This is a genomic window from Marinobacter sp. L-13, from assembly GCF_056857715.1.
Window position 1 is genome coordinate 76,184 of record NZ_JBSXNQ010000053.1, and the last position, 20,715, is coordinate 96,898.

The following is a 20,715-nucleotide window of genomic DNA, read 5'->3' on the forward strand; positions in this document are numbered from 1 at the left end:
CAGCAAAACCAGTTGTTTCCCCGTTTTCCATGTAAGGCTTTTTACATACGGCCAAACGGGGGCATTCCGCCTCCCCCACCGCCGCCAGGGGGCATCATGCCGCCCATGCCGCGCATCATATTCGCCATACCGCCTTTCTTGCCAAACTTTTTCATCATCTTCTGCATTTGCTTGTGCTGTTTCAGCAGACGATTGACGTCCTGGATCTGGGTTCCAGACCCCGTGGCGATACGGCGCTTGCGGGAATTGTTGATCACATCCGGGTAACGCCGCTCTTTTGGCGTCATGGAGCAAATGATCGCCTCCATCTGCCCCATGGACTTGTCGTTGACCTGTTGCTGCGCCACCTGGGCCATCTGCCCCATGCCGGGCAACTTGTCGAGCAGGCCACCGATGCCACCCATGTTCTTCATCTGCTGAAGCTGATCCCGAAAATCCTCCAGATCGAAGCTTTTGCCCTTTTTGATTTTCTTGGTGAGCTTCTGGGCCTTCTTCTGATCAAGCTTGCGCTCTGCCTCTTCAATCAGCGAGAGCACATCGCCCATACCCAGGATCCGGGAGGCAACCCGGTCCGGATAGAACGGCTCCAGCGCATCAGACTTTTCACCAACACCCAGGAACTTGATCGGCTTACCGGTAATGTGACGAACAGACAAGGCGGCACCGCCACGGGCATCGCCATCGGTTTTGGTCAGCACCACGCCGGTCAGCGGCAGGGCATCGTTGAACGCCTTGGCGGTGTTGGCGGCATCCTGGCCCGTCATGGCATCGACCACGAACAGGGTTTCAACCGGGTTGACCGCTTTATGCAGCCGACCAATCTCTCCCATCATCTGTTCGTCGACGTGGAGTCGGCCGGCGGTATCAAGAATTACCACATCAATGTGCTTCTTCCTGGCCGCGGCAATGGCACCCTCGGCAATATCAACCGGGTCCTGATCGGCACTGCTCGGGAAGAACTCGACACCCACTTCGCCAGCGAGGGTTTCCAACTGGCGAATCGCCGCCGGACGGTAGACGTCGGCGCTGACCACCAGGACGGATTTTTTCTGCCGCTCTTTAAGGAAGCGCGAGAGTTTGGCGACCGTGGTCGTCTTACCTGCACCCTGCAGACCCGCCATCATGACTACGGCCGGCGGCTGGACGTTCAGATTGAGGGATTCATTACCCTCGCCCATGACGCGTTCCAGCTCCTGCTGGACAACTTTCACAAAGACCTGGCCCGGCGTCAGACTGCGCTGCACCTCCTGGCCAATGGCACGCTTGCGGACGCCCTCAACAAAGTCCTTCACCACCGGCAGGGCGACATCCGCCTCCAGCAGCGCCATGCGCACTTCCCGCAGGGTGTCCTTTATATTGTCATCAGTGAGGCGCGCCTGGCCGGAAATCTTGCGCAGACTGCCGGAAAGTCGGTCTTGGAGGTTCTCAAACATGTTGCTCTTCCGTACCCCGGATAAATTGAGTGCGTGAATCGGCAGAGCCGGCGACGACTCCTTGATTCCAGTTGCATAATCGCGACATTATAACCAGACTATCGCCCTGAAACGACCAGCCCGGTCAAATCGGCGCAAACCAGCGCCGATCCCCAGTCAGAACAGTGGTTAATAAGGAAGTCATGGGAACGCTGATTCTCGCGGTCACCTCTCTTTTTCTTTACAGCGTCGGTACCGCGCTGCAGGCCCTGCATTTCAGGGGCCGGGTTCAAAGCAACATTGCCATTACTACCCTGATTGGCGTTCTCGCCCTGACCAGCCACGGACTTCTCATTGGCCAGACAGTCCACCACGACGGCGGCTTCGATTTCAGTTTTTTCAAAAGCTCCGTGCTTATTTCCTGGCTGATCGTCTTCCTTCTATTGGGACTCAACCTTAAAAAGCCGGTGCAAAGCCTGTTTCTCGGCGTGTACCCGCTGGCCGGCCTCACCATTATTCTCGCCCTGGTTACCCATGGACCCTCGAGACTGGTGTCCGAGCAAAGCTACGGCATGCTCTCCCATATTGCGCTTTCGGTGACAGCCTACAGCCTCTTTACTCTGGCGGCCATCCAGGCAGTTCTACTTTACTTCCAGAATCGCCAACTGAAGCACAATTACAACAGCCTGCTGGTTCGTAACCTGCCACCTCTTCAAACCATGGAGTCGCTGCTGTTCGAGATGGTCTGGGCTGGCGTCGTCATGCTGATTCTGGCCATTGTGACCGGCGCCCTCTTTATAGAGGATCTCTTTGCCCAGAATCTCGCCCACAAGACCCTGTTCTCGATCCTGTCCCTGCTTGTGTTTGTGGCGCTCCTGATTGGTCGTTACACCAAAGGCTGGAGGGGCATCACCGCCAGCCGTTGGACCCTCGCTGGCTGCGCACTCCTGATGCTGGCCTTCTACGGCAGCAAGTTTGTGCTGGAACTGATCTTCCAGCGCGGCGGCTGACACCGGAAGCACCGGTTATTCTCTTGACACAACGCTCGCCGAAACCCTATTTTCGCTACTTGTCAGCAATATAAGGACACCTCTTTTGAACGAAACATCGCTCACCGCGCTGTTTATTCTCCTGGTTGGACTGATCCTCCTTTCCGGTTTCTTCTCGAGCTCCGAGACGGGGATGATGTCGCTCAACCGATATCGTCTCAAACATATGGCCAAAACCGGCCATAAAGGTGCCAAGCGCGCCCAGGGCCTGCTGCAACGAACCGACCAGCTGATCGGCGTCATCCTGATCGGCAACAACTTCGTGAACATCTTCGCCTCTTCGATCGCCACGGTTATCGCGATTCGGGTCTGGGGCGATGCCGGCATCGCGATTGCCACCATCCTGCTGACCATCGTGATCCTGATCTTCGCAGAAGTCACTCCGAAAACCCTTGCAGCACTATTTCCCGAGAAAATTGCCTTCCCGGCCAGTTACATACTCGGTCCGCTGCTGAAAATCCTGTATCCGATTGTCTGGGCGGTGAACCTGTTCACCGGAGGCATACTGAAACTTCTGGGCGTTTCCGCCGCAGACGCTGCCAACGACCACCTCAGCCGGGAAGAACTGCGAACACTGGTGAATGAGGCAGGCGCCCTGATACCCGCCAAGCACAAGGACATGCTGGTCAGCATTCTGGATCTGGAAAAAGTGACCGTGAATGACATCATGGTGCCGAGAAACGAGGTGGTGGGTATCGACCTGGAAGACGACACCGACACCATTCTGCGCCAACTGCGGAGCAGCCAGCATACCCGGCTTCCGGTCTTCAAGGGCGACATCAATAACATTCAGGGCATACTGCACCTGCGCAGCGCTTCCAAACTGCTGCAACAGGAGGAAATCAACAAGGCCATGATCATGCAGCTTTGCCAGGAACCCTATTTCATCCCGGAAAGCACTCCCCTGAACACCCAACTGATCAACTTCCAGAAAGGTCGTCGACGGTTCGGCGTTGTTGTCGATGAATACGGCGACGTTCTTGGCCTCGCGACACTGGAAGACATACTTGAAGAGATCGTCGGCGACTTTACGACGGACTATGCCGCCACCAGCCCGGACATCATTCCGCAGGACAACGGCACGTTCATTATTGATGGCACTTCCGCCGTTCGAACCATCAACAAGACCCTGGGCTGGAAGCTCCCTACCGATGGCCCTAAAACCCTTAACGGCCTGATTACCGAAACCCTGGAGAACATCCCCGACACCAACGTCTGCCTGAAAGTGGACGGCCATCGGGTAGAAGTGCTGCAGATCAAGGACAATGTCGTGAAAGCAGCCATTGTGCACCCGAAAAAACGCAAAAAACGTTCTCTGTCACTGAAACAGTAAAACCCGGACACCTCCTCCCTATGGCGCTATAGACCCTTCGGTTATAGCGTCTCCCGTTCTTGAAAGATCAAAATTTAACCGCCAGCTTGACCCCCGGTGATCCCCCACCAACACTGAAGGAGCGTGCGATACAAAAACAATCACAAGGAATACGTCCATGAGTCTGACACACACGTTTGGCCTGCTCGCCCATCCCGACCAGGAGTGGGAGGCGATCCGCAATGAATCCGAGACTGTCACAAGACTGTACGCCGGCCACATTCTGCTGCTGGCATTGATCCCTGCGGTTGCCGGCTTCATCGGAACAACCCAGGTAGGCTGGCAAATTGGTGATGGCCAGATCACCAAGCTGTCGGTAACGAGCGCACTCCAGCTTTCCACACTTTTCTACGCGGCCATGCTTGCCGGCATTTTTATACTCGGCAAGTTCATTGATTTTTTCGCCGCAACGTATGATGCGGTAGAACGGACGCCCAGAGGCGTTGCTCTGGCGGCGTACACGGCAACCCCGATTTTCCTGATTGGCGTAATCGCCGCGTATCCGAACATATGGGTGAATATGCTGGCAGGCCTGGTGGCGGTTGCCTACGCGGTCTACCTGCTTTACGAAGGGCTACCGATTCTGATGAGGATCCCGGCGGACAAGGGGTTCATGTTCGCTTCTGCAGTCCTGACGGTTGGCCTGGTTATGTTCGTTGCCCTGCTCGCCATCAGTGTTGTTATCTGGAGCATGGGCATAGGCCCGGTTTACGTGAACTGACCGCAAATTATCTTGCAAGTCAGTAATCTGCACGAGGGTGCCTGTTGGGCACCCCGTGTTTTTTTGAATTTGCTCCCACGTTAGCGTTTGGTCATGTTAACTTTGGGCAAAATGCGGTAAATTTAACCAATAACGAGAATCCAAGGATTTCAAGCTCGGTCATGTATCCGGTTGAGGCGTAAACAGGAGTCTGCCATGAACAAGCAGTCCGGCATACATTACCTCCGCGAACACAGGGAAGCCGGAAGTAACAGACCGGTTCCTGCGGAGGTCACCCGCATCCGGGACACGGTTGTCGCCGGGCTCGGTGATTTGCTGCAGGGCGCCTTCGACGCCGTCGACGATTCGCTGTTCGAGCTGGCCAATAATGCCCGCAGCAACAACGAACAGAACCGGTACTTCGAGGCGATGCGTGAAATTCGCATCAAGCGTAAGGGTGTCGAGCGGCATTTCCAGAACACCGTTGCCCAATATTTTGCCACCCCCCCTCACACCGGACCTCTTCAGGAAGAACAGCTGAGCAAGCAGGCCAGCGCCGACACTCTTGCCCTGGTCGGCAATGACGACCTTGAGGAGCAGGTTGCCCTCAACGCCATGATCACCAAGGCAAAGGCGCACTTTCAGGGCCCACTGCTGCAACTCCAGACCCGTTTCAGTCAGGTGTACCCGGAAGCCACCGACGAATCACCGGTCAATCCGATGGCACCGGAACACCTTTGCAGTGCGTTCACAGAGGCAATACAGGCCCTTGAGATCCAGATCCGTGAGCGCCTGATCCTGCTCAAGCAGTTTGACCGCTATGTTGTGTCCAACCTCGGCATGCTGCTGGACGAAGCCAACCGCATACTGATCCAGGCCGGGATCATTCCGAACTTCCGTTATCACGGCAAATCCGGTCAGCAGCATGAGGCCTCCAGTCCCCAGTCGGCAGAGGCGCCAAAACAGGAAAGCGCGCCGGACGCTTCCGCGGCAGAACGGGCCGGCCAGGCCGCCAGCAGCAGCGCGGTTTTCGAACAGATCCGACAGATGCTGGCGCTGCAACGGGCCAATGCGGGCATACCTCCCCGTGCCTCGGACCCGAATGTCCGGGTCGTGGGTGACTCCGAGCTGGCAAGCCTTCTCAATTCATTGCCGCTTTCAGCCCCCCGGCAGGACCAGGGCAACCTGAGCGCCGGCGAACCTGTCAGCGTTGATCTCCGTCAGCTGGTACAACAGCTCCTTTCCCAGACCGATACCGGGGATGGTCGAAAACCGGCGCTTAACGAGGTCGATGAAGACCTCATTAACCTGGTTTCCATGCTGTTTGAATTCATTCTTGACGACTACAACCTGTCAGCTCCGGTTCAGGTGTTGATAAGCAGGCTGCAGATTCCGATCCTGAAAGTGGTTATCCGGGACAAGAGTTTCTTCAGCCAGGCTACGCACCCGGCCAGACGTCTCCTGAACTCCCTGGCGAGAGCAGGCATTGGCTGGAGTAGCAGCGACGAGAAAACCAAGGACAAACTCTACGGACAGATTCACAACATTGTGCAAAGGATTCTCAACGAATTTGACGGTGATGTTTCGCTTTTTGAAACCCTCAATCAGGAATTCGAACAGTTCCTTGAACGGGAGAACCGAAAGGCGTCTCTGGTTGAGCAGAGAACCCGTGAATCCGAGCGGGGTCGGATCAAGTCCCAGACGGCTCAACAAACCGTCGACAATCTTCTTAAACAGAAGGTGTCCCGTTACAAACTGCCGGAGTCCATCCATGACATCCTGATGAATGGCTGGAGCCGCGTGATGTTTCTTGCCTATCTCAGGGATGACGTGGAGCATCGGTGGAATGCCACGGTGAAGGTCGTCGATGATCTGATCTGGTGTCTTCACCCCCATCAGGAAGATGACGAAAGAGACCAGTGGGTGCGGGTCGTGCCTGGCCTGCTGAAATCACTGCGGTCAGGACTTGAAGAGGTCTCCTATAACTCATCGAGACTCGATGAAATGATGGGCCAGCTCAAGCATCAGCTGGCAGAGGCATTCCGGACCAATGCTGCCATCGAAGCACTACAGGATTCTCCTGAAGAGCCGGCGGAAGAGGAAATCGCGACCGTTCACCAGACGGCCGTTGAGCGCCAGCAGGAACTGGAAGACGCTGCAATCTCGGAATATGTTGCCCAGATTGACGGTATCGAGATTGGTAACTGGGTCGAGTTTCGACTGGTCAATGGTGCAAACTTCCGCTGCAAGCTGTCCGCCATCATTGATGAAGCAGATTGCTTTGTCTTTGTGAACCGGATGGGGCTGAAAGTGATTGAGAAAACCCGGGTTGAACTGGCCCACGAAATGCGCCGTGGCCGGCTGACCCTGCTTGAGCAGGGCGCATTGATTGATCGGGCCCTGGATGCGGTTGTCGGCACCCTCCGGAGCAAGACCGCCTGACGCCAATGCCTGAAAAAAGCAGTCCCAATGCCCTGCCGGCTGCCTACCGGCTTGGGCTTGCCTTGTCTCTGGCTCTTTTCCTACACACGCTCCTGCTTTCAGGCATCTCCTCGCCCAAGGAAGAACCAACGGTCACGCACAGGGAGAGTGTAAGGTTTGAGCTGGTAGCCCCGGGCACTCTTAGAACGGTTGCCGACCCGTCAGCTGACCTCAGTCCTCGTCGGGATGCACCACGGGTAACGCCGTTTGAGATTGATCCTCCTGAGCCGGAACCCCTCTCCAAACCGGAGGTTGTGACATCCCGCGAGCCGCAAACCCCCGCCCCGACAAAGGCAACAAATACCAGCGTCCCCCGGAGCGAAGCCGCACAGTCAAGCGCCAGCTCTGCTGCCGGAGAAGAACCCGAACAGCTCCCTGAAAAAACGGAGGAGAGCATTACGAGGGTTACGGAGTCACCGGGCGAGCTCGACCCCTATGTGGTCAAACTGGCCGTCCATCTGGCCCATCAACTTGAAGAACTGAGAGTGCCGGCCATGAGGAGCCTCACTGACACGGTCGCTATGGAAGTCGAACTGCAGTTGCTTGGAAATGGCGCCCTGACCCGGGCAAGGGTTCTGAAATCAACAGGAATCAAGCCAATCGATGAAGCTGCATATCGGGCTGCGCTGGCGGCTAGCCCCTACCCTCAGCCACCGAAGGATAGCGGGAGCGCGAACCGCTTCGAGGTGGAACTGTTGTTCACCCCGAAACGGCTCTGAGCGGCAGTGATCAGGCTTCTGCCTGCTTCGCCGCCTCTTTGACAAGTTTGGCCAGCTCACCGCTCTCGGACATTTCGAGAACAATGTCACATCCGCCAACGAGCTCACCATTGATGTACAGCTGGGGATACGTGGGCCAGCTGGAGTAAACCTTCAGGGCTTCACGAAGCTCCTGGTTATCCAGAATATTGACGAAGGCAAAGCGTTCGCCGCAGGCCATTACCGCCTGTACGGTTTTGGCCGAGAAGCCACACTGGGGTGCCTGTGGGCTGCCCTTCATGTACAGGATGATCGGATTCTCTTCAAGCTGGCTCTTAATGGTTTCATTGATATCCATGAACATTCACCTCTGTTGGAACAGTCTTGCCACACGGCAATTTTCTTGACGCTATTGTACACGGGTGCCGAACACCTCACCAAACACCTTGATTTGACCTCGAGCAACACCGGCAGTTCCAGCCCGGCCACAGCGTTGTCATACCTGCTCCGAAGGGCTAGACTTGATGCCCCATTTTTTCAGCCAACGTTCAGGCAATCCCGCCAGCAGCGGGGTTCGGTGAGATAAGGGCCATTGCATGGCGGCACGACATTTTCTGACATTGAATGACATGACAACCAACGAGCTGGAAAGCCTGGTTGATCATGCCACAGCATTGCGCAACGAGTGGCGGCAAGGGAAGGTTCGGGACTCCCTCAAGAACCGTGTCCTTGCGATGATCTTCGAAAAATCATCAACGCGAACCCGGGTTTCTTTTGAAGCCGGCATGACCCAGCTCGGCGGCTCCGCAATGTTCCTGTCGCCACGGGATACCCAGCTTGGCCGGGGCGAGCCGATAGAAGACTCGGCTATCGTTATCTCCAGCATGGTTGATGCGGTGATGATCCGCACCTTTGCCCATGAAACCGTGGAGCGCTTCGCGGCTGCATCACGGGTGCCGGTGATCAATGCGCTGACCGATGACTTTCACCCATGCCAATTGCTGGCCGATATGCAAACATTCCGGGAACACCGCGGCAGTATTCGCGGCGCTACCGTTGCCTGGATCGGCGATGGCAACAACATGTGCCACTCCTACATCAATGCCGCCGCACAGTTCGATTTCAACCTGAACATCGCCTGTCCTGAGGGCTACGAGCCGGCAGAATCAATGCTCAAGGGCCACGAAGACCGGGTCAAGGTGTTCCGGGAGCCGGCCGAGGCGGCCCGAAACGCCCAGCTCCTGGTGACCGACGTCTGGGCTTCCATGGGCCAGGAAGACGAGCAGAAAGCCCGTGAAAGGGCGTTCAGTGGCTATCAGATCAATCCCGGGCTGCTCTCTGTGGCCGATAAGGATGTGCTGTTCATGCATTGCCTCCCGGCTCACCGTGGTGAGGAAATATCGGCGGACATGATGGAGCATCCTGCCTCCGTGGTCTGGGACGAGGCCGAGAACCGCCTGCACGCCCAGAAGGCACTGCTCGAATTTCTCATCCTGAACCGGCTGGACTGATTCCATGAGCACAACCGCACAATCTCCGGCAGACTGGCTGCTCGAGGTCAATAACCTGTCCTGCGGCTACGGCGGGGATTCTGTGGTCAAGGATGTCAGCTTTGCCCTGAGCCATGGCGACATCGGCTGCCTGCTTGGCCCGAGCGGCTGCGGCAAAAGTACCATACTGCGCGCCCTCGCCGGTTTTCTTCCACTGAGTGGTGGCGAGATTTCGCTGCAGTCCCAGGCCATCAGCCTGCCCGGACGCACCCTGCCCCCGGAAAAGCGTCGGATCGGCATGGTGTTCCAGGATTACGCCCTGTTTCCGCACCTGACTATCGCTGACAACGTGGGGTTCGGTCTGCGGAATCTGAACAAGGCAGAGAAACGGCAGAAGGTCATGGAACTACTGAATGTCGTGCATCTGCAGGATCTGGCCGACAACTATCCCCATGAACTGTCTGGCGGCCAGCAGCAGCGCGTTGCCCTGGCCCGCGCCCTGGCACCCGAGCCCACGCTGATTTTGCTGGATGAGCCGTTTTCCAATCTGGACGCGGATCTGCGCCGTCGGCTGAGCCTGGATGTTCGCGAAATCCTGAAGACGCTCGGCATCAGCGCCATTCTGGTTACCCACGACCAGCAGGAAGCCTTCGCCATGTGCGATCAGGTCGCTGTGTTGCGGGACGGCAGGATCCAGCAGTGGGACGTGCCCTACAACCTCTACCATGAACCGGCAAATCGTTTCGTTGCCAGCTTCGTGGGTCAGGGCGGATTCGTCCCCGGCACCGCCCTGGGGCCGGATACTATTGAATCCGAGCTCGGCGTGATCCACGGCAACCGGGCCTACAAATGGGAACCCGGCACCCTGGTAGACGTTCTGATCCGGCCCGATGACATCGTTCATGACCCCGACTCGGATCTGCAGCCAAAGGTGGTTGAGAAAACCTTTGCCGGCACTTCCACGCTCTACCGTTTCCGGTGTTCCGAAGACACAGAGTTCGAAGCCCTGTTCCGCAGTCACCTGGATTTCAACCTGGGTGAGCATGTGCCGGTGCGTGTCGAGGCGGATCACCTGATTGCCTTCGAACGCACCAGCTGATTGAGAGATTCAGTTGTTGCAGACGCGCTCGACAGCATCCAGCCAGCCAGCGTAGAGAGATTCTCGCAAAGCCGGGCGCATTTCCGGATGGAACTGCCGCTCGCATTCCCAGAGCGCGGAGATCTGCTCAAGGTTGTCAAAAATACCTGTCTGTAGTCCCGCAAGGTAGGCAGCTCCGAGAGCGGTTGTCTCTGTAACCCGGGGCCGGTCAACGGTGACATTCAGTATGTCGGCCAGGAACTTCATCACCCAGTCGTTCACCACCATACCGCCATCCACGCGCAGCGATTCAAGTCGGGCGCCGTCGTTCTGGATCGCCCGCACCAGGTCCTTGGTCTGATAGCAGACCGACTGCAGGCCGGCGGTAACGATCTCGCCAATGCCCGTATCCCGCGTCAGGCCCATGATGGCGCCGCGAGCATGAGGATCCCAATGAGGGGCTCCCAGGCCGGTAAACGCCGGAACCAGGTAAACCGGATTGTCGACTCCGACCGCCTCCGCATGGGCGGAAGATTCATTGGCGTGGGCAATCAGCTTGAGCCCGTCCCTCAACCACTGCATGGCAGCACCGGCAACAAAAATACTTCCTTCTACCGCGTAACAGGGCTTGCCGTTTAGCCGATAGGCCATGGTGGTCAGCAACCGATTTTCGGACCGAACGGCCTTATCGCCCGTATTGAGCATGAGAAAACAGCCGGTGCCGTAAGTGCTCTTGGCCATGCCCGGGTAAAAGCAGGCCTGCCCCACGAGAGCCGCGTGCTGATCCCCTGCAATGCCGGCAATCATAACTGGCGCGCCCAACCACTGTACTTCGGCGGTGCCATAGTCTGCGGCGCTATCGAGTACTTCCGGCAGCAAGGCCCGCGGCACGCGAAACAGGGCCAGAAGATCGTCGTCCCAGTCCTGCTTGTGAATATTGAAAAGAGCCGTTCTCGAGGCATTGGTGGCATCGGTGCAGTGGGATTTTCCGTTCGTCAGGTTCCAGAGCAGCCAACTGTCCACCGTTCCAAAAGCCAGTGCACCGGATTCGGCCCGGGCGCGGGCGCCCTCCACGTTATCGAGAATCCAGGCTATCTTGGTGGCCGAAAAGTAGGGATCAATTAGCAGCCCGGTTCGTTCAACAACCGTGTCCTCATGGCCGTCTGATTTCAGCTTGGTACACCAGGACGCGGTTCGACGGTCCTGCCAGACAATAGCGTGGTAGATCGGCTCGCCGGTTGCGCGGTCCCAAATCACCGTGGTTTCCCGCTGATTGGTGATACCAATACCCGCCAGCTCCGAGGCGTCGATACCCGCTTTGTCGAGCGCGCCGCGACACACCGCCAGAGTGCTGTCCCAGATTTCCCGAGCATCGTGCTCCACCCAGCCATCTTTCGGGAAATACTGGTGAAATTCCTGCTGATCGGTTGCAACGCTGTTGCCCGTTTGATCAAAAACAATAGCACGGGAACTGGTTGTGCCCTGGTCGATGGCAAGCAGATAACGGGTCATGGACGGCCTCCTTTTGTTTCCCGGAATTCTAACAGCAGAGCAGACGGGAAAGGGTGACCGATATGGAATTTGGGAGCAGGCATAAAAAAAGGGCCGGAAAACCGGCCCTCAAATGACGAATGAAACAAGGAAAGTTCGTAAGAACTACAACCTCAAAAGTCATCCCTTACGCTTTGCAGTATTGACCGGCCCGCCAAAAACTTCAGTAGTGCTTGTGTAGCTGCTTTGTTACATCAGGTGAGGCGATGGGGTCTGGCTCACACAATGGAGTCCACCGGTTTTTTTCTGGGCCAGACCAGGCTGAATTTTGCACCGCCAAGCGTGTCGCTCCTGCTGACGAAGGCGTGCCCTCCGTGCCAGTAGAGAATCCGGCGAACAATAGACAAACCCAGGCCGTAGCCGCCGGAGGTTCGGGTACGGCTGTCGTCCAGTCGGGCAAACGCAGTAAACACTTTCTCCCAGTCTTCCTCTGGAATGCCGGGGCCATCGTCTTCAACGTCAACGCGACAGTTGTCCTCATCGAAATGACAGCTGACCAGCACCTTGCCAGCCGCGTAGCGTCCTGCGTTGCCTACCAGATTCTGGATCGCCCGATGCAGGTAGCGAGGCTCAATATCCGACAGCGCCCAACGTTCCGAGACCTCATCAATGTTGCCTTCGATACTCAGCTCGGGCCGGACCATCTGCTGCTCAGAGACCACCTGGCGGACAATGTCGGTTACCGAGGTTTCCTGCAGCGAGAAAACCGGGCCGCCCTGCTCCAGCCGCGCATATGTCAGGATCTCATCAATCAGCTCGTCCAGTTCCTGGATATCGCCATCAATACCGTCCAGTTGCCTTTGCAGGGCAGACTCGTCCTGGCAGTCCTCGATCATTTGGACGCCAAAGCGGATACGGGCCACGGGAGTGCGCAATTCGTGCGAAACCGCGTGAATCATTTCCCGCTGCACCTGCACCAGGCGCTGTATGTGTTCGGCCATACCGTTGAATGACGAGGCCAGGCGGGTTACCAGCGTTCCCTCGCCCGCCTGGACCCGGGCGCTCATTTCTCCACGTGCGATTCGAACCGCTACCGACTCAACGGTTCTGAGATTACTGTCCACTTCCCGGAGCGCGAGGAAAACGGCAACGGCCAAAACCCCGCCAAGCACCAGGACCAGCAGCAGGACAACCGGCCAGGCCCAGGGATCAAACCCCGCGGGCATGTCAATCCGGTACAACTCACCGTCGGATAGCTGAACGATCACCCGTCCGCAACCGTCTGATTCGTCGGTGTAGAAGGCAAGGCCCCGCTCGGCGACCTGGTCCAGAACGTCAGAGTCCGGCAGCAGGTCGGCGTCGTCCAGGGTCTGCACTTCGACATTGAGAGAACGGGCCATTTGCGAGGCAACATTGAGACGGTCATCCGCAGAGGCTGAATCAAGATGCCACCGGAAAATCAACCCAATGGTTTCTGACACATCCCGGTAGGGCTCGTTCAGACGCAGCTGCAGGATTTCTCCGCTCAGTCCGGTTACCAGAACCCGATACCCTACGTCACTGTCGATGCCAACCACCTGGCCGTAGCCAAGTCGCTCCAGAGCCACCGGTGACAGGTTGAAACGGGAAGCAGCCCCCATGCGAAGATCAACCGCCGAACTCAGCCAGTGGTATTGCTGTAATGGTGCCGGGGCCGCAGCCAGCCAGCGCATCAGTGGCTCGGGGAAGCGTTCATGCCAGAATTGGGAGCGCACCGAGTTGATCCCGGTGAACAGCAGGACACATAAAAAAACAACCAGCGCGGTCAGGCCGGCAAGGCGGGCATAAAGCTTGAGGAAGAACTTCAGGGGCATGGTACCAACCCTGGCATGGAACACCGGTATGCGGGCGAATGGCACACCGGCTCCAGAGACTGAATCGTCAGGCTTCCTTTACGAACAGGTAGCCTTTACTACGAACGGTCTTGATGCGTCGCGGATGGATGGGGTCATCGCCAATCTTGGGTCGAATCCGGGAAACGCGAACATCAATGGATCGATCCTGACCATCATATTCAATACCACGCAAGGCGGTGAAGATTTCTTCCCGGCTAAGCACGCGGCCCGCGTTGCTGGCGAGCAACCAGAGCAAATCAAATTCGGCGCTGGTCAGATCGATGCTTTCTTCACTCAGCCAGGCCTCCCGCATGGAGCGGTCGACAACCAGATCATTGAACTGGAGGCGCACCGGTTCTTCGCCCCCTGCCTCGTCCGCCGACCCCGAGCCGGTTTCGGTCACCCGACGCAGCATCGCGCGAATACGCGCCAGCAGCACCCGGGGTTTGACCGGTTTGCCAATATAGTCATCGGCACCCATTTCCAGACCCAGGACCTGGTCCAGATCGTCGGTTCGGGCAGTCAACATGATGATCGGACCGGAAAAGAAGGGGCGCACCCGACGGCAAATGGAGAGCCCATCCTCGCCAGGCAACATGAGATCCAGAACCACCAGATCCGGCTGCTCGTTACGGATCCGCTCTACCGCGGCACCACCATGAGTTTCCAGGGAGACGGTCAACCCGTTGCTTTCAAGGTATTCGCGGGTTAACTCCGCCAACCGCTCGTCGTCCTCGACAATCAGAATTCGCCAACTTTCGTTTGTCTGTTCCACGCCATCCATCTCTGGTTTTGTTATTCCGGTTTCAGGTCATTCTGTGTACCTGACGATACAGGCAACCTGCTGTAACAGCAATTATACATGCTATTCAGAAATATACATGGAACTACTGCTTCGTTACACCCTGTGACAGAGCTCCCGTAACCTCCAATCGGACCCCGATGTCACAGACACGTCACCTGGTGGTCACCGATGTGTCATACCGGCTTCATAGGCTTGTCGGGAAATGGAAACAAAAGAGACGACGCCATGACCACACAAACCGCGAAAGCCCGCCGCAGCGCCCGTCGCCTGAAAACCGACATAACCCGGTGCCCCAGACAGGTCGAAGCAGCCCAGCGACTGCGTTACCGGGTGTTTTCGGAAGAGTATGGCAGCGACCTGGGCGCACAGACGCCAGGCATCGACGCCGACGAGTTCGACACCGTGTGTGACCACCTGGTCGTAACCGACCTGGATTCCGGCGAGCTGGTAGCGACCACGCGAATCCTGCATCAGGCAGACACGGCAGCCGTTGGCGGCTTTTATTCGGCCGGGGAGTTCGACCTGAGCGCCCTGGAGAGACTCCCTGGCACCATAGCCGAGCTGGGGCGCACTTGTGTTCACCCGGATTATCGCAATGGCGCGACCATCAGCCTGCTCTGGTCGGCAGTGGCCGAATATCTGGTTGAGCGCGGTGTTGACTACATGATTGGCTGCGCGAGCATCGGCATGTCTGACGGAGGCCTGAAAGCCTGGCGCATCGCCCGCCACCTCCAGAACGAGTACCTGGCCGATCCGGCCTTTCTGGTAAAGCCACTTCGCGCGATGCCGCATCTGACCCACACCCGGGACAGCGATCGACCGGTGGACGTTCCTGCGCTGATCCGAGCCTACATGCGTCTTGGTGCCCGTGTCTGCGGTGAGCCCTGCTGGGATCCGGATTTTCGCTGTGCCGACCTGTTGGTTGTGCTGGAGGTCAGCAAACTGGCCGGCCGCTACAGCCGGCACTTCATGCGCTCGGCATCCTGAAGACGGGAGTCTGTGAGATGAGCTGGCTGAGACTCTGCGTTCGGATCACTGCCTTTATGGCTTTTCTGGCAGCCACCACGATGCTGGCCGCCGGTTTGAGGGTCAGTGAAGTGGTTACCCGCAAAGCCATCGATCGGACACCCTGGGCCAGATTCTGTTTCCGGTGGGCCTGCCCGTGCCTGGGACTGCGTATACACCAGCATGGCTCACCCTCAGACGATACCGTTCTGTTCGTCAGCAACCACATCAGTTGGTCAGATATTCCGATTCTGGGGAGCCTGGCACCGATCCGGTTTCTGTCAAAAGCCGAGGTCGGCCAGTGGCCGGTCATAGGCTGGCTGGCACGACAGGCCGGCACGCTCTTCATTCGACGCGGCGGTGGTCAGGCCCGCCGGGTTCGGGACCAGGTCATCGGGAATTTGCGGGCCGGGGACAGTGTCCTGATATACCCGGAAGGAACCACCAGCGCAGGTCTGACGGTATTGCCGTTCCATGGCCTGTTGCTCAAGGCCGCTCCAGAGAGCAGAACGCCGGTACAACCGATCACTATTGCCTATCGCCGGGAAGGCCGCCCCGACCATCTGGCTCCCTTCATTGGTGATGATGAGTTCCACCACCATTTGTTGCGGATGCTAGCCCAGCCTTCTGCCCGGGTCGACGTAGTCTTCCACGAACCTGTGCACCCGTCGGAAAAGATCCCGGCCGGAGAGTTCGCCGCCAGCCTGAGAGAGACCGTTCTGGAAGGACTGACCCGAATATACCGTGGTGAATACGACAGACCGGCAACCGAGTGTCTCAGAACAGGGGACGACCCTGGGCTACCTCATCTTCCGTCGCTTCACGGCGGCCAACGATCTCCAGATCAAAGTACAGGGTAAAGCCCGCCAATGGGTGATTGGCGTCCACCTTAACCAGGTTGCCATCAATCCCGACAACCTGCACGATCTGCGCTTCATCGCCCGTGTTGGTCTGGAACTTCATGCCAATCTGCAGGTTCTCGATACCTTCGAACAGTGAACGTGGCACCTTGCGCACCAGCTCGGGCTTGTGCTCACCGTACGCCATGGCCGGCGGTACCGTTACCTCGAGGCAATCGCCCACGTTGCGGTCTTTCACCGCCTGTTGGATCCCTTCAATAATCTCGGGACTGCCATAGACGAAGTGCAGGGGCTCACTGCCTTCGGAAGTATCAACCAGCTCGCCGATCTTGTTCTTCAAAACATAGTGAACGGTAAAAACGTCGGGTCTTGCTTGTGAAGCTGTCATCAGGTTTTCGAGTTTCCTGTATCCGGTGGTGTTTCGAGCTGTTGCAGGCCATGAATAACCAGTCGCTGATCCAGCTTGTCCCGCAATCCTGAAGGGTTACTCAGGCCCATGCGCTCAAGCAGGGACCCGTAACGGCCTTCGTCATCCCGGGCCCGGAGGGCCTGTAACAGAGTGGACAGTTTACCACGGCGAGTGGCCGTTGCGGCCTTGAGCCCCTTAAGGGCTTTCCCCAACGTCAGCTCCTCATCGGTAAAGTCCCTGCCAAACGGGAACGGAGGGAACAGGCTGGCATCTCCCGCAGCCGCAACGGCACGACGGATGGCTTGCGGGGTATTGTTACACCAGTCGGCAGGCAGCTTGAACGCAGGATCCACCTTGCCCGCCTTCTGGGCTTTTTTCAGAAGCTCCTGCTGGAACCGGGAGTCGGCAATGCGGATCAGCCTCAGGAAGACCTGCTCGTCGGACTGCCCTCTCAGATCGGCAATCCCGTACTCGGTAATGACTATGTCCCGCAGATGGCGGGGTATGGTGCAATGACCATAATTGAACACGATATTGGACAGTACCTTGCCCTGGGATGACCGGGTGCTGCGCAGCGACAGGATCGAACGTGCGCCCGGCAGCTCGTGAGCCATGGCAACGAAGTTGTACTGGCCACCGACGCCACTGACCACACGACCATCTTCAAGACCATCCGATACGCCAGCACCGTTGAGGGTGTACATCATAGCCGAATTGATGAACCGGCCATGAACGCGCTGCGCCGCTTTCAGCTTCTGGTCTCCGAACCGGTGGTCATACAGGTGGTTGATGAAGTTCACGCTGGTCATGCAGATTTTTGCACGCTGCTCGTCGGTCATTTCCCTGAGGTACTGGTAAAACTGCTCGGGACCAACGTAAAAACCGCCGTGCATGGCGATACCGCCAGTCAGCCGTTCCCCGAGGATGAGGGTTTGGATGGCCTGCCGGGCCTCCGGATTGTCCAGATCACCCTCGACCGACTGATCACCAATACGTAAACGGCCGCCCTTGAACTCGACAGCTTCTTTAAAGATGCCGTGCTGGACCAGCCAATGAACATCCTTTGCCCGCAACGGGCTATCAATAAGCTTTTCGCGCCGCAGGACATCGAGGGTTGCGAGAGACACTTCGCTGGGAATATCACCGCGATTGATCAATGTCTGCAGACCGGCGTGATCGTATACCTCGCGGGTAAGGATGCCTTCCTGCATCAGGTACAGGAAACCATCCACCATCATTTCACTACAGCCATAAAGCCCCTCCTCGAAGGGGCCGGTGCCACCGTCCTCGCGAACGACGGGGAAATGCTGATCAACCTGGAGATGGTCAAACACCTGCCGCCAGGCCTTATTGTGACTGTGTCTGAGAATGGCACTGTGGACCAGGGCCGCGCCCAGTGAGCCGATGCCAACCTGGAGCGTACCGCCGTCCTTCAGGAGGGTACTGGCGTAGAATCCGATCAGGTGGTCTTCCGGGCTGACCGACATCTGGGGCGCTGAGAACAGCGGATAGTCTCCCGAAGGCTGATCAAGCAAGACATCGAACCGGTCTGCTTCAATCGCCGCATGATGGCCAAACCAGGGAAGGTTCTGGTTCATCTCGGCCACCAGCGCCACCGGCGTGCCAGCCGCCTCGCGCTCACGGAGCAGGGGAATCAGGTCCAGCGTCAGATCCGGGTTGCAGCTCAGACTGACCTGGCCGGGCTGCCCATGGGCCTCGCCCGGCGACACCATCTGGGCGACGACATTGACACCCACCGCCATCAGATCGCGAACGGCATGAGTATAGTTGGTACACACGTAATGCCGCTGCTGGGAACGATTGTTCAGATAACTGCCGGCTTTGAAGAAAAACTCCGAGACCTGAACATTCTCAGGAAGACGGTTTGCCGATACATCCTTGGCATAGGCCAGTTCAGGAATCCGGCCATAGAGGCGCTCAACAAAAGGCCCCATGAAACGCTTTTCCAGCGAGGAGCCGCCCTTTGGCGCCAGCAGCGACAGTGCCGTAACAATGTGCAGGCTGATTTCCGGATCGTCTTTCGCCCGCTGGTATAGCGCATTAACAAAGCGAACCGGTTTTCCGAGCCCGAGCGGCAAACCGAGAGTAATCTCCTTGCCAACCCGGCGAATCACCTCGTCAACACAGGCGTTCACATCATTTGATAACTGCCCTCTATCACCCGCCATTACCAAGCTCCTTATTGGCTAATCAGCATGTTAACGGAGATGATCACACGAGCATCGGGCACAGACAATGCGCCAGATCATGATTCTGGGGTTTGATGATACTGCCGGGTGCGGGGAATTGCGGGGTTCAGAAGTTCCACTTCAGGTTCAGGCAGGCACCCTCGTTCAGGAGCGCAATGCCATGGTCGGCCTGGGCCGGATCTGACGCATAATGCTTGCCGGAGTGCTTCGAACGGGTGAAGGTAAGGCTCAGCAGGCGGGAACCGATTTCGGCAAACGCATCGGAACTGTCCTCGCCAAAATCACCGGAAACCCGTTCCTGGATTTCGAAAATCTGCTCGCTGGCTGTCTTGCTTTCGACCTGTTCGAAGACGCGCTCGGATGCTTCGGCGCGAACGACGAAAGCAACAAGATTGAGAGCGAGTAACGCAACAAAGATTCGAATAATCATGACACTGCCTGAGACCTTTTTTCCGACACGGGAGTCTACGGATACCTTAGGCTTAAGTCTAATGATTAAGAGCCGGAAAAATGTGAATCTGCACACAAAGACGCCGACTTTTTGTCACGGCATCAGCATCTTTTTGTCAATTTATGATCCCCGATATTTCAGACTGTAACAGCACCCCCGGCCAGCGCCTCTCAGCCGGGGGTTCAAGCCAACCAAGCCGGCGGGCTCAGGGGCAGGGGTAGGTGAATTCCTGATGAATGGCCTCTATCGCTTCCAGTACCTCGGGGCTCAGGGTGACCTTTGCGGACCCTATGTTTTCCCGCAGCTGCTCCATGGATGTTGCTCCGATGATATTGCTGGTCACAAAGCTACGGCTGTTCACGTAAGCCAGCGCCATCTGGACCGGAGACAATCCGTTCTGCCGAGCCAGCTCAACATAGGCCTGGGTGGCATCCATGCCACGACTGCCGGTGTAGCGACTGAAACGCTCATACAGGGTCATTCTGGCTTTTTCAGGCCACTTGCCGCCCAGATATTTGCCGGAGAGCATGCCAAAAGCCAGCGGTGAGTAGGCGAGCAAACCGGCCTGTTCCCGGTGGGCAATTTCCGCCATCCCCACCTCAAATGAACGATTCAGGAGGTTGTAGGGATTCTGGATACTGGCCACTCTCGGCCAGCCTTTCTCGCCGGACAGACGAAGGTACTCCATGGTGCCCCAGGGCGTCTCATTGGACAGTCCGATGTGCCGGACCTTCCCGGACCGAACCAGATCATTCAGCGCTTCGAGTGTTTCCTCGATCGGCGTGAAAGATTCTTCCGGGTTGTGCTCGTAACCGAGCTTGCCGAAAAAGTTCGTGCTGCGATCCGGCCAGTGCACCTGGTACAGATCAATGTAGTCGGTCTGCAGGCGTTTCAGGCTGGCGTCGCAGGCTTCCATAATATGATCCCGGGTCAGGCGCGGACCATTACGCAGGTACTTCAGTCCGTTGCCCGGTCCCGCCACTTTCGACGCAATTACCAGTTCGTTGCGGTTGCCCCTGCTTGCAAGCCAGTTTCCCAGGTAGGTCTCGGTCAGCCCCTGGGTTTCCGCCCGGGGCGGCACAGGGTACATCTCTGCGGCATCAATAAAGTTGATACCCTCGGCGACTGCGTAATCCAGCTGTTCAAATGCTTCCTTTTCGGTGTTCTGCTCCCCCCAGGTCATGGTGCCCAGGCAAATCAGGGTAACGTCGAGATCGGTCTTTCCAAGCTTTCGCGTTTGCATATCGTCTCCGATTCGGTTCGGTTAACGGGTAAAGGGAATGTCACGGGAGTGTCGCATAACTGTCATGCCGGCTTTTCATAGTAGGGG

18 protein-coding genes are annotated in these 20,715 nt (G+C 57.4%); 9 read left to right on the forward strand and 9 right to left on the reverse strand.

Translation table 11 applies throughout. The annotated features are described in order from the left end of the window. Nucleotides 1-41: 41 nt before the first annotated feature. The gene (ffh, locus tag AC13DD_RS10215) at nucleotides 42-1,433 is read right to left on the reverse strand and encodes a signal recognition particle protein (RefSeq protein WP_008176248.1); all 1,392 of its coding nucleotides are present in this window, start codon (nucleotides 1,431-1,433) and stop codon (nucleotides 42-44) included. 182 nt (nucleotides 1,434-1,615) lie between these two features. Between ffh and AC13DD_RS10220 the strand changes: the two genes are divergently transcribed. From AC13DD_RS10220 to AC13DD_RS10240, 5 genes are all read left to right on the forward strand, one after another. After that, nucleotides 1,616-2,422, forward strand: a complete 807-nt coding sequence (locus tag AC13DD_RS10220; protein WP_008176250.1) for a cytochrome C assembly family protein — start codon at nucleotides 1,616-1,618, stop codon at nucleotides 2,420-2,422. A gap of 85 nt (nucleotides 2,423-2,507) precedes the next feature. Beyond that, nucleotides 2,508-3,794, forward strand: coding sequence for an HlyC/CorC family transporter (locus AC13DD_RS10225; RefSeq protein ID WP_008176252.1), 1,287 nt, complete (start codon nucleotides 2,508-2,510; stop codon nucleotides 3,792-3,794). Between the two features lie 157 nt (nucleotides 3,795-3,951). Continuing rightward, nucleotides 3,952-4,554 (forward strand): Yip1 family protein, encoded by a 603-nt coding sequence (locus AC13DD_RS10230; RefSeq protein ID WP_008176254.1) that lies wholly within the window; start codon nucleotides 3,952-3,954, stop codon nucleotides 4,552-4,554. Between the two features lie 195 nt (nucleotides 4,555-4,749). Further along, a complete protein-coding gene (locus AC13DD_RS10235; RefSeq protein WP_008176256.1) occupies nucleotides 4,750-6,975 on the forward strand; it encodes a DUF1631 domain-containing protein in 2,226 nt (741 codons plus the stop codon). Nucleotides 6,976-6,980: 5 nt separating this feature from the next. Then, nucleotides 6,981-7,733 (forward strand): energy transducer TonB family protein, encoded by a 753-nt coding sequence (locus AC13DD_RS10240; protein ID WP_008176259.1) that lies wholly within the window; start codon nucleotides 6,981-6,983, stop codon nucleotides 7,731-7,733. A 10-nt stretch (nucleotides 7,734-7,743) separates the two neighbouring features. Here the strand turns inward: AC13DD_RS10240 and grxD are convergent, their stop codons facing one another. Continuing rightward, nucleotides 7,744-8,070 carry a Grx4 family monothiol glutaredoxin gene (gene grxD, locus AC13DD_RS10245; RefSeq protein WP_008176261.1) on the reverse strand — a complete coding sequence of 109 codons (327 nt, stop codon included), beginning with the start codon at nucleotides 8,068-8,070 and terminating at the stop codon, nucleotides 7,744-7,746. 238 nt (nucleotides 8,071-8,308) lie between these two features. On the opposite strand from grxD, the gene argF reads away from it, so the two are divergent. Beyond that, nucleotides 8,309-9,223, forward strand: coding sequence for an ornithine carbamoyltransferase (argF, locus tag AC13DD_RS10250; RefSeq protein WP_008176263.1), 915 nt, complete (start codon nucleotides 8,309-8,311; stop codon nucleotides 9,221-9,223). A gap of 4 nt (nucleotides 9,224-9,227) precedes the next feature. After that, a complete protein-coding gene (locus tag AC13DD_RS10255; RefSeq protein ID WP_008176266.1) occupies nucleotides 9,228-10,301 on the forward strand; it encodes an ABC transporter ATP-binding protein in 1,074 nt (357 codons plus the stop codon). Between the two features lie 9 nt (nucleotides 10,302-10,310). On the opposite strand, the gene glpK is transcribed toward AC13DD_RS10255, so the two are convergent. The 3 genes from glpK to AC13DD_RS10270 all read right to left on the reverse strand — a co-directional run bounded on the left by glpK (nucleotide 10,311) and on the right by AC13DD_RS10270 (nucleotide 14,429). After that, nucleotides 10,311-11,792 (reverse strand): glycerol kinase GlpK, encoded by a 1,482-nt coding sequence (gene glpK, locus AC13DD_RS10260; protein WP_008176268.1) that lies wholly within the window; start codon nucleotides 11,790-11,792, stop codon nucleotides 10,311-10,313. A 257-nt stretch (nucleotides 11,793-12,049) separates the two neighbouring features. Further along, nucleotides 12,050-13,669: an ATP-binding protein gene (locus AC13DD_RS10265; RefSeq protein WP_227507729.1), complete on the reverse strand. Its 1,620-nt coding sequence runs from the start codon at nucleotides 13,667-13,669 to the stop codon at nucleotides 12,050-12,052. 22 nt (nucleotides 13,670-13,691) lie between these two features. Then, nucleotides 13,692-14,429: a response regulator gene (locus tag AC13DD_RS10270; protein WP_014576254.1), complete on the reverse strand. Its 738-nt coding sequence runs from the start codon at nucleotides 14,427-14,429 to the stop codon at nucleotides 13,692-13,694. Between the two features lie 246 nt (nucleotides 14,430-14,675). Between AC13DD_RS10270 and AC13DD_RS10275 the strand changes: the two genes are divergently transcribed. Together AC13DD_RS10275 and AC13DD_RS10280 are read left to right on the forward strand one after the other, a co-directional pair. Continuing rightward, nucleotides 14,676-15,437, forward strand: a complete 762-nt coding sequence (locus AC13DD_RS10275) for a GNAT family N-acetyltransferase (protein ID WP_482931097.1) — start codon at nucleotides 14,676-14,678, stop codon at nucleotides 15,435-15,437. Between the two features lie 17 nt (nucleotides 15,438-15,454). Next, complete coding sequence (locus AC13DD_RS10280; RefSeq protein ID WP_482931098.1) at nucleotides 15,455-16,315, forward strand: lysophospholipid acyltransferase family protein; 861 nt, start codon at nucleotides 15,455-15,457, stop codon at nucleotides 16,313-16,315. Here AC13DD_RS10280 and AC13DD_RS10285 read toward each other — a convergent pair. The 4 genes from AC13DD_RS10285 to AC13DD_RS10300 all read right to left on the reverse strand — a co-directional run bounded on the left by AC13DD_RS10285 (nucleotide 16,233) and on the right by AC13DD_RS10300 (nucleotide 20,628). After that, nucleotides 16,233-16,703: an FKBP-type peptidyl-prolyl cis-trans isomerase gene (locus tag AC13DD_RS10285; RefSeq protein WP_008176279.1), complete on the reverse strand. Its 471-nt coding sequence runs from the start codon at nucleotides 16,701-16,703 to the stop codon at nucleotides 16,233-16,235. The genes AC13DD_RS10280 and AC13DD_RS10285 overlap by 83 nt on opposite strands. After that, complete coding sequence (locus tag AC13DD_RS10290) at nucleotides 16,703-18,913, reverse strand: acetyl-CoA hydrolase/transferase C-terminal domain-containing protein (RefSeq protein WP_104270168.1); 2,211 nt, start codon at nucleotides 18,911-18,913, stop codon at nucleotides 16,703-16,705. Before AC13DD_RS10290 ends, AC13DD_RS10285 begins: the two co-directional genes overlap by 1 nt. Nucleotides 18,914-19,040: 127 nt before the next feature. Then, nucleotides 19,041-19,364 carry a hypothetical protein gene (locus tag AC13DD_RS10295; RefSeq protein WP_482931099.1) on the reverse strand — a complete coding sequence of 108 codons (324 nt, stop codon included), beginning with the start codon at nucleotides 19,362-19,364 and terminating at the stop codon, nucleotides 19,041-19,043. Between the two features lie 226 nt (nucleotides 19,365-19,590). Then, entirely contained in the window at nucleotides 19,591-20,628 is a 1,038-nt protein-coding gene (locus tag AC13DD_RS10300) for an NADP(H)-dependent aldo-keto reductase (protein ID WP_008176285.1), read from the reverse strand. Between the last annotated feature and the right edge of the window lie 87 nt (nucleotides 20,629-20,715).